The 13303-nt window shown below is 65.6% G+C and carries 11 protein-coding genes; 6 read left to right on the top strand and 5 right to left on the bottom strand.

The window, feature by feature from the left end:
- Nucleotides 1–126: 126 nt before the first annotated feature.
- The 4 genes from kduD (at nucleotide 127) to ACW179_RS16260 (ending at nucleotide 6031) form a co-directional block, all read left to right on the top strand.
- On the top strand, nucleotides 127–897 hold the full coding sequence (gene kduD, locus ACW179_RS16275) for a 2-dehydro-3-deoxy-D-gluconate 5-dehydrogenase KduD (RefSeq protein WP_492060507.1): 771 nt from the start codon (nucleotides 127–129) through the stop codon (nucleotides 895–897).
- A 170-nt stretch (nucleotides 898–1067) separates the two neighbouring features.
- Complete coding sequence (gene ppc, locus ACW179_RS16270; RefSeq protein ID WP_492060506.1) at nucleotides 1068–3794, top strand: phosphoenolpyruvate carboxylase; 2727 nt, start codon at nucleotides 1068–1070, stop codon at nucleotides 3792–3794.
- A gap of 455 nt (nucleotides 3795–4249) precedes the next feature.
- Entirely contained in the window at nucleotides 4250–4924 is a 675-nt protein-coding gene (locus ACW179_RS16265) for a bifunctional 4-hydroxy-2-oxoglutarate aldolase/2-dehydro-3-deoxy-phosphogluconate aldolase (RefSeq protein WP_492060505.1), read from the top strand.
- Nucleotides 4925–6031, top strand: a complete 1107-nt coding sequence (locus ACW179_RS16260; RefSeq protein ID WP_492060504.1) for a PfkB family carbohydrate kinase — start codon at nucleotides 4925–4927, stop codon at nucleotides 6029–6031. It abuts the gene before it with no gap.
- Here the strand turns inward: ACW179_RS16260 and ACW179_RS16255 are convergent.
- Nucleotides 6028–6324 (bottom strand): hypothetical protein, encoded by a 297-nt coding sequence (locus ACW179_RS16255; RefSeq protein WP_492060503.1) that lies wholly within the window; start codon nucleotides 6322–6324, stop codon nucleotides 6028–6030. The genes ACW179_RS16260 and ACW179_RS16255 overlap by 4 nt on opposite strands.
- Before the next feature lie 664 nt (nucleotides 6325–6988).
- Nucleotides 6989–7528 (bottom strand): hypothetical protein, encoded by a 540-nt coding sequence (locus tag ACW179_RS16250; protein ID WP_492060502.1) that lies wholly within the window; start codon nucleotides 7526–7528, stop codon nucleotides 6989–6991.
- Between the two features lie 249 nt (nucleotides 7529–7777).
- Between ACW179_RS16250 and ACW179_RS16245 the strand changes: the two genes are divergently transcribed.
- Nucleotides 7778–8902 carry an IS481 family transposase gene (locus tag ACW179_RS16245; protein ID WP_492059470.1) on the top strand — a complete coding sequence of 375 codons (1125 nt, stop codon included), beginning with the start codon at nucleotides 7778–7780 and terminating at the stop codon, nucleotides 8900–8902.
- A 166-nt stretch (nucleotides 8903–9068) separates the two neighbouring features.
- Here the strand turns inward: ACW179_RS16245 and ACW179_RS16240 are convergent, their stop codons facing one another.
- A complete protein-coding gene (locus ACW179_RS16240; RefSeq protein WP_492060501.1) occupies nucleotides 9069–10295 on the bottom strand; it encodes a PQQ-dependent sugar dehydrogenase in 1227 nt (408 codons plus the stop codon).
- A 130-nt stretch (nucleotides 10296–10425) separates the two neighbouring features.
- On the opposite strand from ACW179_RS16240, the gene ACW179_RS16235 reads away from it, so the two are divergent.
- On the top strand, nucleotides 10426–10737 hold the full coding sequence (locus ACW179_RS16235) for a PilZ domain-containing protein (RefSeq protein WP_492060500.1): 312 nt from the start codon (nucleotides 10426–10428) through the stop codon (nucleotides 10735–10737).
- Nucleotides 10738–10836: 99 nt separating this feature from the next.
- On the opposite strand, the gene ACW179_RS16230 is transcribed toward ACW179_RS16235, so the two are convergent.
- Nucleotides 10837–11874, bottom strand: a complete 1038-nt coding sequence (locus ACW179_RS16230) for an oxidoreductase (protein ID WP_492060499.1) — start codon at nucleotides 11872–11874, stop codon at nucleotides 10837–10839.
- Between the two features lie 128 nt (nucleotides 11875–12002).
- Nucleotides 12003–13277 carry an MFS transporter gene (locus ACW179_RS16225; RefSeq protein ID WP_492060498.1) on the bottom strand — a complete coding sequence of 425 codons (1275 nt, stop codon included), beginning with the start codon at nucleotides 13275–13277 and terminating at the stop codon, nucleotides 12003–12005.
- Nucleotides 13278–13303: the final 26 nt, after the last annotated feature.

Here is a 13303-nt window from a genome sequence, read left to right as displayed (position 1 = left end):
GCGGTTGTCATTCCGGCCGCAGCGAAGCGAACAGCCGGGACCGCCACAAGCGCTTGCGTTTGCGGTGGTCCCGGATCGGCCTTTCGGGCCGTCCGGGATGACAAGATTTTTGAACAGGAACACACCATGGCCAATCCGTTCAGCCTCGAAGGCAAGGTCGCGCTGGTTACCGGCGCCAATACCGGTCTGGGTCAGGCCATCGCTGTTGCCCTGGCCGAGGCCGGCGCCGACATCGCCGCCGCCGGCCGCAGCGAGCCCGTCGAAACCAGGGCTGCCGTCGAGGCGACCGGTCGCAAGTTCCTGTCGATCAAGGCCGACTTTGGCTCGATCGAGCCCGTGCAGCGCGTGATCGACGAGACCGTCGCGGCGTTCGGCAAGGTCGACATCCTGGTCAACAACGCCGGCATCATCCGTCGCGCGGACTCCATCGAGTTCTCCGAAGCCGACTGGGACGCGGTGATGGACACCAACCTCAAGGTCGTCTTCTTCCTGACCCAGGCGTTTGCCAAGCAGGCCCTGAAGCAGGGTCCGGTTGACGGCGTGGCGGGCAAGGTGATCAATATCGCCTCGCTGCTGTCGTTCCAGGGCGGCATCCGCGTGCCGTCGTACACGGCGTCGAAAAGCGGTTTGGCCGGCCTGACCAAGATCCTCGCCAACGAGTGGGCGACCAAGGGCATCAACGTCAACGCTATCGCGCCGGGCTATTTCGACACCAACAATACCGAAGCCTTGCGCAATGATGCCGACCGCAATGCCTCGATCCTGGCCCGCATCCCGGCCGCGCGCTGGGGCAAGCCGAGCGACCTGGGCGGCGCGGCCGTGTTCCTGGCGTCTCCGGCTGCGGACTATGTTCAGGGGATCACCTTGCCCGTGGATGGCGGCTGGCTGGCGCGCTAGCGGCACAATTCAGCGTCACTTTCTGATGTTAGCGCAACCATCTTGCGGCTCGGGTTTCGCGTAGCGGCAAAGCGCGCTAAGGGCGCCGTTGCGTCAGTCCGCAGGCGGGCAGGGCGCAAACGTCCATTCTTCTGAAGAGGCGCCCTTGGCGGCGTCAGCGGAGCTCGCTTATGCGTAACCCGGCCCTGTCGCTCGGCGGTGATCGTCCTACCAGCCGCCACGTCCGCCAGAATGCGTCCCTGCTGAGTGATCTGCTGTCCGAAGCCATCGCCTATCTGGAGGGCGAGGAGGCTGCCGCCCTGGTGGCCAGCGCCCGCAAGGCTGCCTCGCCGGAAGCCGTCGATGGCGAGGTTCCCGGTCTCGACCACTTGTTCGCCGATCTGTCGAACGATCAGGCCGTCTTCCTGGCCCGGGCCTTTGCCAGCAATTCCCTGCTGGCCAACATCGGTGAAGACGTTGCCGGCCGCCGTCGCCATGCCGAGGCCGATGCCCGTCCGGGTGACGAGCGCCCCCGCACGCTGGTTGATGCGGTCAAGGCGCTGAAGGCTGGTGGCAAGACGGACGCCGACATCGCCCGCACCTTCGCGGCCATGAACGTGGTGCCCGTGCTGACAGCTCACCCCACCGAGGTGCGCCGCCGCAGCATGGTGGACCGCGAGACCGAGATCACGCGGCTGATGGCCCTGCGCCGTCACCATCTCCCGGCCGACCTGGACAGCGAGATCCGCGAGCGCCTGTTCCGCGAGATCGCCCTGATGTGGCGGACCCGCCTTTATCGTCCCGAGCGGATCACCGTGAAGGACGAGATCCGCAACGCCCTGTCGATCGTCCGCACCTCGATCCTGCCGGCGATCATCGACCTGTATGGCGACTGGACCGCCCAGATTGCCCACAATGCCGAACTGGCACCGCTGCTGAAGATGGGCTCGTGGCTGGGCGGGGACCGCGACGGTCACCCCGGCGTCAATGGCGAGACGCTCAAGCTGGCCCTGGCCTCGCAGTCGCGGGTGATCCTCGACTGGTACGCCGCCGAGGTTCGCAAGCTGTGGTCCAACCTGGCCATCTCGACGGCCTATACGCCAGTGTCTGACGAACTTATGGCCCTGGCCGGGCAGGCCAAGGACCCGTCGGTGCATCGCATCGACGAACCCTATCGTTTGGCGCTGGAACTGGTTTTTGATCGCCTGTCTGCCGTGTCGCAGAAGCTGACCAACCAGTGGGTCGCCTTCGCCAACGGCCGGACCGACGTCGAGCCCTATGCTCATCCTGACGCCTTCGTCGCTGACCTGTCGGTGGTCATCGACAGCCTGGAGCGCAACGGCGGCGAGCGGCTTGTTGGCAATGCTCTGCGCACCCTGGTCGAGGTCGCCAAGGCCTGTGGCTTCCATCTGATGAGCCTGGACCTGCGCCAGAACGCCGACGTTCACGAACGCACCGTCCATGAGCTGTTCCAGCGGGCCGGCACCAACATCCGCTATCTCGATCTCGACGAAGCCGGGCGCTGCAAGGTCCTGATCGACGAGCTGTCGCACCAGCGGCCCCTTGTCTCGCCGTTCACCGCCTATGGCGAGGAAACGACCAAGGAGCTGGCCACCATGGAGGCGGCGGCTCAGGCGGTTCGCGACTATGGCCATGGCTGCCTGGGCGCCTATGTGATCTCCAAGTCGGCGACCCTGTCGGACATCCTCGAGCCGCTGGTTTTGCTCAAGCAGGTGGGTCTGGTCTGGGGCGGGGCCGCGCCGCGCGCTTCGGTCAAGATCAGCCCGCTGTTCGAGACCATCGAGGACCTGGAGCAGGGGCCCCGGGTTCTGCGCCAGTGGCTGGAACTGCCGATCAGCCGCACGATCCTGGGCGACAAGCCGGTTCAGGAGATCATGCTCGGCTATTCCGACAGCAACAAGGACGGCGGCTATGTCGCGTCGCGGCGCGGGGTGGCTCGGGGCGCTTCGGCCCTGGCGTTTGAGGCCGACCGGATGGGCGTTGGTCTGCAGCTCTTCCACGGCCGGGGCGGCAGCGTCGGACGGGGCGGGGGGCCGGCCGCTGAGGCGGTGCTGGCCCAGCCGGCCGGCACGGTTCAGGGCCGCATCCGCATGACCGAGCAGGGCGAGATGATCGCCCGCCGGTTCGGTGACCAGCCCACGGCCCGCCGCAATCTGGACGGTCTGGCCGCCGCGGTGCTGATGGCCAGCGACCGGCCGGCCGTGCGTCCTGATCCCAAGGTTGAGGCGGCCATGACCGCCCTGGCCCAGGCCTCGTTCGAGGGCTATCGGGCGCTGGTCTATGACGATCCGGCCTTTGAGGACTTTTTCTGGTCGGCGACGCCGATCGGCGAGATCGTCGGCCTGAACATCGGTTCGCGTCCCGCCAGCCGCACCGCCAGCCGCAAGATCGAGGACCTGCGGGCCATCCCCTGGGTGTTCTCCTGGTCGCAGGCGCGGTTCATGCTGCCGGGCTGGTACGGCTTTGCCTCGGGCGTCGAGCGGGCAGGGCTGTCGGTCGGCCAGCTGCAGGACCTGGCGGGCGGGTTCGACTTCTTCGCCTCCCTGTTGTCGAACATGGAGCTGGCCCTGGCCCAGAGCCACATGGGCATCGCGGCGCGCTACATGGCCCTGTCGCAGGATCCGACCAACGCCAGCCGGATCTTCGCCACCATCCAGCGCGAACATGAGGCGGCCTCGGGCCTGGCCCTGGCCGTGCGGGGCGGGACCTCGCTTCTCGACAACCAGCCCGAGTTGGCCGAGTCGGTCGCCCTGGCCGGCCTGTCGGTCGATCCGCTCAACCACCTGCAGCTGGAACTGCTGTCGCGGCGCCGGGGCGGGGACCAGGATGAGGCTGTTCGACTGGCCATCCAGCTGACCGTGGCGGGTATTGCGGCGGGCCTTCGCAACACGGGTTGATCTCCGTCGGAGAAAAGCCATCCTTTCCAAGGGGCTAGCGCCGTAGCATCGGTTTGCGGAACCGCTTGCGCACACTGCAGCTTTCTGGTTATCTCTCGAATGACACCGGTATCATTGCGGCCTACCCCGTTCATGACACCGGTATCAAAACGTTTCGGATCGACCTGGTCGGACCGTCTCGTTTGCGGCTCTTTGAGCTCGCTCCTGCGCAAACTTCGGGGCGTCGGGTTTCACTCGGCGCCCCCACTTTTGAGCCAGGGCGACACGAAGAGACATTGGGGAAGGAAGCAACCGGCGCAAACGCGCCTTTGTTTGCCGCAGCGGCAAGCCCACAGTGGCGTCCGGCTGCGGCGCGGTCTAAACGGTCGCCCTGAGCCAATACCGGCGAAATCTTCCCCGCGCCGCGGCCTCATCGGGGGTGGCGCGCAAGAACGATGCTTATGGAGGACTATGTGATGGTGAAAGATCGTATGGCGGTTCTGACCGCCATGATGGACCAGGGTGTGATCCCGGTTTTCTATCATCCCGACGCAGAGGTCTGCAAAAAGGTCATCCAGGCCTGCGCCGACGGCGGCGCGCCCTGCATCGAGTTCACCAATCGCGGCGATTTCGCCAGCCACGTCTTCTACGACGTCACCAAGCACTTCGCCGAAGCCGATCCGCGCGTGATCATGGGCGTGGGCTCGATCGTCGATGCGCCGACCGCCGGCATCTATATCGCCAACGGTGCCAAGTTCATCGTCGGCCCGATCCTCAATGCCGACGTGGCCAAGGTCTGCAACCGCCGCAAGATCCCCTATTCGCCGGGCTGCGGTTCGGCCTCGGAAATCTCCTATGCGGAAGAGCTGGGCTGCGAGATCGTCAAGGTGTTCCCCGGCTCGTCGGTCGGCGGCCCCGATTTCGTCAAGGCGGTGCTGGGCCCGATGCCCTGGACCCGCATCATGCCGACCGGCGGCGTCGATCCCGACGAAGCCTCGGTCAAGAAGTGGTTCGGCGCGGGCATCGTCGCCGCCGGCATGGGCTCCAAGCTCATCACGCAGGAACTGCTCGACGCGGGCGACTATGCGGGCATCACCGCCAAGGTCCGCGAGACGGTTGAACTCATCAAGAAGGTTCGTGGGAAGGCCTAAATGACCGACAATATCCTCAACATCCGCCCGGCTTCGGAAACGAAGTGGGATTGCGCGTCCTTCGGTGAAGTGATGCTGCGCTTCGACCCCGGTTTTGGCCGGGTTCGCAACGCTCGCCAGTTCAACGTCTGGGAAGGCGGCGGCGAATACAATGTCGCCCGCGCCTTCAAGAAGTGCTGGGGCAAGCGCTCGACCGCCGTCACCGCCCTGCCGGTGAACGACCTGGGGTGGCTTGTCGAGGATCTGATGATGCAGGGCGGTGTCGACACCTCCCACATCATCTGGCGCGACTTTGACGGCCTGGGCCGCAACACCCGCGTCGGCCTGAACTTCACCGAAAAGGGTTTCGGCGTTCGTCCGGCCCTGGGCTGCAGCGACCGGGGTCACTCGGCCGCCTCGCAGATCCGTCCCGGCGAAGTGAACTGGGAAAAGCTGTTCGGCGAGGAAGGCGTGCGCTGGTTCCACACCGGCGGCATCTTCGCGGCCCTGGCCAGCAACACCGCCGAAGCCGTGATCGAAGCGGTGGAAGTGGCCCGCAAGTATGGCACCGTGATCTCCTACGACCTGAACTACCGCGCCTCGCTGTGGAAGTCGCAGGGCGGCAAGGAAGGGGCCCAGAAGGTCAACCGGCACATCGCCCAGTATGTGGATGTGATGATCGGCAACGAAGAAGACTTCACCGCCTGCCTGGGCTTTGAAGTCGAAGGCCTGGACGAGCACATCAGCTCGATCGACCCGGCCAACTTCAAGAAGATGATCGAGACTGCCGTAAAGCAGTTCCCGAACTTCAAGGTCGCCGCCACCACCCTGCGCAACGCCAAGACCGCCTCGGTCAATGACTGGTCGGCGATCCTGTACGCCGGTGGCGAGTTCTACGCCTCGATGATGCGTGAGAACCTCGAGATCTATGACCGCGTCGGCGGCGGCGACGGCTTCGCCTCGGGCCTGGCGTTCGGCTTCATGGAAGGCAAGGGCCCCCAGGCCGCCGTCGAATACGGCGCGGCTCACGGCGCCCTGGCCATGACCACGCCCGGCGACACCTCGATGGTGCGCCAGGCCGAAGTCGAAGCCGTGATGAAGGGCAAGGGCGCGCGGGTCATCCGCTAGTCGTTCAGGACGGTCACCCCGGTCCGGCGCTCACCGCGCCGAACCGACACCTCGGCCTGCCCTTGTGTTTCAGGCCAACGCGGCTCCTGGGCCAGGATTGCCGGATCAGAGAAGCCCCCGGTCTCAGGATCGGGGGCTTTTTCGATTGGCTTGGCCTTACGCTTGTGGCGGTACAGAATTTTCAACCGCCGAATGACCTCGCGATAGAGTTGGGCTCGGCGCGCCTTGGGCCAGGCCGGGTCGGCGGACTTGTCGATGGTGCGGATGCGGGCGCGGGTTCTGCTGCGAGGCATGGGGGTCCTTTCTGGCGTGTGTTGGTTTTCTTCAGGAAGACTCAAGGCGCACGATCTCGGCGTCGCGCTGGAGGCTGCAACGGTCGGGGAGGGGGCGGAGCGTCCGGGCCTCGCCCGGAGTTGTTTTAGAAAATACCGTTTCGACGAAGATCAGACGCTCCGCGCGACCGTTTTTCGACGGCATCCGACCCTTCGGCGCTATTGACGCCAGGTCGTCTAGGCCGCCGACCGGCGGGCAGGCCGCGAAGCCCGTCCCGGACCGCAGGCATCTCTGCCTGCCTGCCGCTCCCGTCGACCCTGTCACCCCACGTCGTTTCTGTGATCCACGGCCGACCGCCGCCAGAGGGATGGAGGTTGCTCCAGGCCCCACGCGGAAGCCTGATCGCATCGACGAGCACTCCCGGCTCGATCGCCCTCCAGGACCGCGAAGGTCGCTGGCCTTGCGCCCTCCCCATCGCCCTGAAGTGAAGACAGGATAGGGCCGGTTGGGACAGCGGCGGCGTTCGCGGTGCCGGGGCGAGGGATTTCAAGGGGATAGGGGCGGGGCGAGGGGCGTGTTCGAAATTTCGCGGGGCGGAATCCGGCCGCGGTGATTGAAGGTCCGGTTTCGGGCGAGGCCTGAATTTCCGCTCCCGATCCGTTGCGGACATTGCGTTGGGAACAGCTAAGCCTCGGCACCAGTGGTGAGGTCAAATCGGTAGGATTGGTCGTCAAAGTCGCGAACCTGAACTGACGTTGTCTGCATCTCGAATTGCCCGGTGAAGATGTCTCGTCCGGACCGCTCCCAGACAACGTCACCGTTGTCAGAAAGCCGACTTATTGAAATCTCCCCGTGAGAGATTAGGGTTTGCCCGTCTGATGAAAGGTGAATACCGAAGCAGGTGGCGAGGTCTACTTTAGTCGTCCACTGTGTTTCCGCTAGCGGCAGCGATAGGCAGAGCACGCTATCCCCTACTGCTAAAAGCAAGCGATCATCACGCACCACGGCGGAATGGGCATGAACCCTTGTCGCGCCGCCACCGGCCGCTACAAGAACTCGGGGCGCTCCATCTAATAGTACGCCGTGGAAGCTCGACGCGCCTTCCTCGCCCAAGATGATGTGCCTGGGGTACGCATGGACATTGTCAGTCGAGCGAAGGGAGTAAGTGGGCTCGTCGACGATACGTATCTCGCCAAAGCGAGAGATGATGGAAAACTCGCTCATTGATCACACTCGCGCCGGCCGAGAACCTAACCTTGGGAAGGTCTGCTTTCCACCCCGAACAGACCTTCACCCCGTCCGCTCTCCGGCAAGCCGACCAAGGTCCGGTTTCAGGCACGCCACCAATTCCTGCATCCGACCCTGAGCGGACGCTCATGGTCCCTCTCCTTGAGGGTGTTTGGACCGGGGACATCCGTGACAGGTGTTCGGAGACATCCGTGACACATTTTCCGATCTCAGAGGGAGGTCGGGATGCCGTTCACGGGGGTGTCTGCGATGGATCGCAAACGGGAGTTTGTACGGCTGGCCTTGGTTGAAGGCTGTAACAGGCGGGAGCTTTGCCGGCGGTTCGGGGTCAGCGCGACGCTGGGCTACCGGCTCATGGCGCGCTATCGGGAGCAAGGCGATGCGGGCCTTGAGGCGCGATCTCGCCGACCGCGGACCTCGCCCCGGCGCACGGAGACGGCGGTTGAGGATGCGACGCTTCAGGTCCGTGCGGAGCATCCGGCCTGGGGTGGCCGCAAGATCGCGGCGGTGCTGCGGCGTGAGGGGCTTGAGGCTCCAGCCCCCTCGACGGTAACCCAGATCCTGCGCCGGGGTGGTGTGGCGCTGGGCGGTGAAGGCGGCGGCGCTCAGCCTTTCATCCGCTTCGAGCATCCCCAGCCCAACGATCTGTGGCAGATGGACTTCAAGGGCCACGTGGCCCTGGGCTCAGGGCGACTGCATCCCCTGACGGTGCTGGACGACCACTCGAGGTTTGCCGTGGTCTTGGCCGCCTGCGCCAACCAGAAGACCCAGACCGTCAAGGATCAACTGATCCAGGCCTTTACGCGCTATGGTCTGCCCTGGCGCATCGCCACCGACAACGGCTCGCCCTGGGGCAACGGCCCCGGCGATCCCTACACCCCGCTGGGCGTGTGGCTGATCGAGCTGGGCGTGCGCATCAGCCACTCCCGGCCCTATCATCCCCAGACCTTGGGCAAGGACGAGCGCTTCCATCGCACCCTAAAGGCCGAGGCCCTGAGCACCCCCTTCGAGACCCTCGACCATGCGGCCCGCGCGCTCGATCACTGGCGCGACATCTACAATCTGGTCCGGCCTCACCAGGCCCTGGACATGGCGGTTCCCGTCGATCGCTACCGACACAGTCCAAGGCCCTACCAGCCCGTCATCCCGCCCTTCGAGTACGGACCCGACGACCAGGTTCGCCGGGTCCAGCAAGGGGGCCATCTCAGTTTTGCCAACCGTCCGCTCAAGGTCCCAAAAGCCTTCGCTGGAAAAGCTGTCGCCCTGCGAGCCACCCAGACCGATGGCGTCTTCGACGTCTTCTTCCAGACCCAACGTCTCAAAACCATCGACCTGAGGACCGCAAAATAGCATCCTCAACCTGTCACGGATGTCTCCGAACACCTGTCACGGATGTCCCCGGTCCAAACAGGGAGAGGGAGTCATGTCCGTTCACCACCCGTCTCAGACATTCGCGATGTCCGGTTTCGGCCGGCGGGCTCATTGTCGATAACGACCCGCCAGCCCTGACCCGGCGCTACCGCTTGGGCGTCACCCGCAGCACCTTGCCGTGGTCGGTGTCGATCAGCAGCCAGACCGCGCCGTCAGGGCCGACCTTCACGTCGCGGACGCGCTCTTCCAGTTCGGTGAACAGGCGCTCTTCGCCGACCACCTTGCCATTCTCGAGCGTCAGGCGGGCCACGTGCTGGCCGCGCAGGGCACCGACCACCAGGCTGCCCTTCCAGGCGGGGAACAGGTCGGCGGTATAGAAGGCCATGCCGGAGGGAGCGATCACCGGGTCCCAGTAATAGACCGGCTGCTCCAGTCCGGCCTTGGCGGTGATGCCCTCGCCGATCGGGCGGCCGGAATATTCCTCGCCATAGGTGATGCTGGGCCAGCCATAGTCCTTGCCGGCCTCAGGATGGTTCAGCTCGTCGCCACCCTTGGCACCGTGCTCGACGGTCCACAGCTTGCCGGTGGCCGGGTCTATGGCGGCGGCTTGCAGGTTGCGGTGGCCGGCCGACCAGATCTCGGGCTTGATCCCCGGCTTGCCGACATAGGGATTATCGGCGGGGATCGAACCGTCGGCATTGATGCGGATCACCTTGCCCAGGGTGCCGTCCAGCCGCTGGGCCTGCATGCGGCCTTCCTGGGTGGAGCGCTCGCCGGTGGTGATGAACAGCTTGCCGTCGGGGGCGAAGACCAAGCGGCCGCCAAAGTGCAGGGTCGAGTCCAGTTTCGGCGTCTGGCGCCAGATCACCTGCACGGCCTCGACGCGGGGAGACGGGCCGGGAACCAGCTTGCCGCGCGCGGCGGAGGTGCCATTGGTTCCGCCGTCGCCCGGCTCTGAATAGGTCCAGTAGATCAGCCCGTTGCGGGCGAAGTCGGGGTCGATCGCCACGTCCAGCAGGCCGCCCTGGCCGCGCGCATCGACAGGCGGCAGTCCGGCGACCGGGGGCGAGAGTGTATTGTCCGCGCCCATCACGCGCAGGCGGCCGACGCGCTCGGTGATCAGCTTGGAGCCGTCGGGCAGGAAGGCCAGGCCCCACGGGTGATCCAGATTGCTGGCCAGGGTCTCGACCGTATAGGCCACCCCGGCCGCCTTGAGCGGCGCGCGGGTCTGGCCGGCGACGGCAGGCTTTTGATCGGGCGCGTTCGGCGCGCGCGTTTCAACGGAACCGGCGGCGTCTTGCGATACCGCATCGGGGGCAGGGCCGCAGGCGCAGAGGGCGAGGGCCAGGAGGGGGATGAGACGATCACGCATGGCGCTACAGTAGCCGTGCTTCCGCAGGGTTTGGAAGCCCCGATGGTGTGGCACCCGATTTGGGGCCTTCACCTCTTGCTCACCACCTTCGCCAACGGTTCCTAGAGAGGCTGGCGCTTAAGCTTGCCCCATGTCGGATGTGGATGACGCCTTTCTCAAGCGCCCAGTCGAACGTCGGTCCAGCCACCGGCGGGCCTGTCTGCTGCGCGGCGATCTCGTCTCCGCCGATGGACGGACGACCCCGGTGGCCGTTCTGGACCTGACGGGCGAAGGCGCTCGCGTGGCTCTGCGTCGTGCGGCGCTGCTCCCCACGACCCTGACCCTGCGCCTTGACCTGATGGAGGGTTCCGTCAGCTATGCCGCCGAGATTCTGTGGCGCAGCGGCCTGGATGTCGGACTGGGCCTGTCGGGACGCCAGGACGCGTCGGACACGCCTCACTAGAGCGGGTTGCGATCTGATGGAATCAGGTCGTCCGCTCTAGTCTTTTGTTTTCACGCGCGTTTCATTCCGAAAACCGGTTCCCACTTTTCGGAACGCGCTCTAGCCGAGGACCACCTCGGCGCGGGCGGCGTGGCTGCGCTGGGCGGCGTCGAGCACAGTCATCACCGCGATGGCCTCATCGACGGTGACCGGGCAGGGGGCACCGTCGCGGATCGCATCACGCAGGGCGCCGTAATAGGCGCGGTAGTCGGCGGGCAAGGGCCGGACAGCCGTGCTGACCGGTTCACCGTCCTCCAGTTGGATCAGCACGCCGGGACGCTGGTCCTCGCCGTAGCCCGGCGCCCCGGGGGACACCCCCGCCTTCAGGTGGTCTTCCTGGGCGTCCAGGCCACTCTTGATGAAGCTGCCGCCGGTGCCGTGAACGGCCATCCGCAGATTGCTGGCCTGGATCATCTGGCTGGCGTGCAGCAGCACCCTAAGGCGCGGATAGCGCAGCAGCAGATGAAAATAGTCGCCGGTCTGGCCGCCGTCCTTCTGCACGGCAATGTCGGCGAACACGGCCTGCGGCATGCCAAACAGCAGCAGGGCCTGATCGACCAGATGGGGCCCCAGATCCAGCAGAACGCCGGCGCCGGGCTTTTCGCGCCAGCGGTCGCGGACCAGCGGGCGGAAGCGGTCGAAGTGGCTTTCGTACTGGACGACCTCGCCCAGGTGGCCGTTGGCGATCAGGGCTTGGAGCGTCAGGAAGTCACTGTCCCAGCGGCGGTTCTGGAACACGCTGACCAGCTTGCCGGCCTGCCGGGCGTGGTCGGCCACGGCGCGGGCCTCGTCGAGGGTGACGGTAAAGGGCTTGTCGACCACCACGTGCTTGCCGGCGGCCAGGGCTGCGTGGGCCTGCCCGGCGTGCAGGGCGTCGGGGGTGGCGATCACCACCAGTTCCACTGACGGGTCGGCCAGGGCCGCTTCCAGCGTGGCGACGACCGCAACCTTCGGCCAGTCTGCCTGGACCTTGGCGGCGTCGCTGGAAACCACGACGGCCAGTTCAAGGCCCGGCGTGGCGGCGATCAGCGGCGCGTGAAAGGTCTTGCCGACATAGCCGTAGCCGACCAGCGCGACTGAAACAGGGGGCTGGGGCATCGGGCGCCTTTCGCAGGGTGGGAAGCTTGTCCTGCGGCCTCGATAGCCGCCGCCACCTGTTCCGGCCAGAAAAAAGCCCCCGACGCGCGGGGCGTCGGGGGCCTGGTTTAGTCAGAAGCGGCGAAGGATCAGAACTTCACCGGCTCCATCTTGGGGGTCAGCAGGTGAACCACCAGCAGGGCGACCAGATAGGCACTGCCGGCGATGATGAAGATCGGGGTGTAGGTGCCGATCTCCTCCAGAACCTTGCCGATGTACTTGGAGAACACCATGCCGCCGACGGCACCCAGCATCCCGCCGATCCCGACGACCGACCCCACCGCGCCGCGCGGGAAGACGTCCGACGGCAGGGTGTAGAGGTTGGCCGAGAAGCCCTGGTGGGCCGCGGTGGCGACGCCGATGATCAGCACGGCCAGCCAGACGCTGTCGGCATAGGATGCGAACATCACCGGCACGGCCAGAAGGGCGCAGATCAGCATGGTGATCTTGCGGGCCTTGTTGATGCTCCAGCCCATGCCCATGAACTTGGACGACATCCAGCCGCCCCCGACGCTGCCCACATCGCTGAGCAGGTAGATGGCGATCAGCGGCGGGCCGAAGGTCTTGAGGTCAAGCCCGTACCGCTTGCCCAGGAAGTCGGGCAGCCAGAACAGGAACATCCACCAGATCGGGTCGATCAGGAACTTGCCGATGGCATAGGCCCAGGTTTCGCGCTTGGTCAGAAGCTTGACCCAAGCGATTTTCTCGACGGGATCGGCTTCGTCCTGCTCGATGTGAGCCAGTTCGGCGGCGCCGATCTTTTTGTGCTCGCGCGGCGTGCGGTACATGATCAGCCAGATGGGAAGCCAGACCAGGCCGACGACGCCGGTGACGATGAACGCCATCTGCCAGCCCCAGGTCAGCACGATGGCCGGCACGACCAGCGGCGTGACGATCGCGCCGATGTTGGTTCCGGCGTTGAAGATGCCGGTGGCGAAAGCGCGTTCCTTCTTGGGGAACCACTCGGCCACGGCCTTGATGCCGCCGGGGAAGCCGCCGGCCTCGCCGATGCCCAGACCCATGCGGGCAAAGATGAAGCCGTTCAGGCCCTTGGCCCCGGCATGGGCGATGTGGGCCACCTGCCAGATGGCGAAGGCGATACCGAAGCCCCAGCGAGCCCCGATCTTGTCCATGATCTTGCCCCAGACCAGATAGGCCACGGCGTAGGACAGCTGGAAATAGAAGACGAGGTCGGCATAGTCGCCCTCGCTCCAGCCGAACTCCTTGGACAGGTCCGACTTCAGGATGCCAATCGTCTGGCGGTCGACATAGTTGATCACCATCGCCACGAACAGCAGGGTGACGATTACCCAGCGATACCGTCCGATTTTCTCGGAGGGTTCTGGGGCAGTTGGGATGACCATGGACACGTCTCCTTACCCTAGTTTTT

It is taken from the genome of Caulobacter sp. AVps18 (assembly GCF_058681425.1).
The sequence above is the reverse complement of the archived record's forward strand: the minus strand, read 5'-3'. Positions and strand labels throughout refer to the sequence as shown.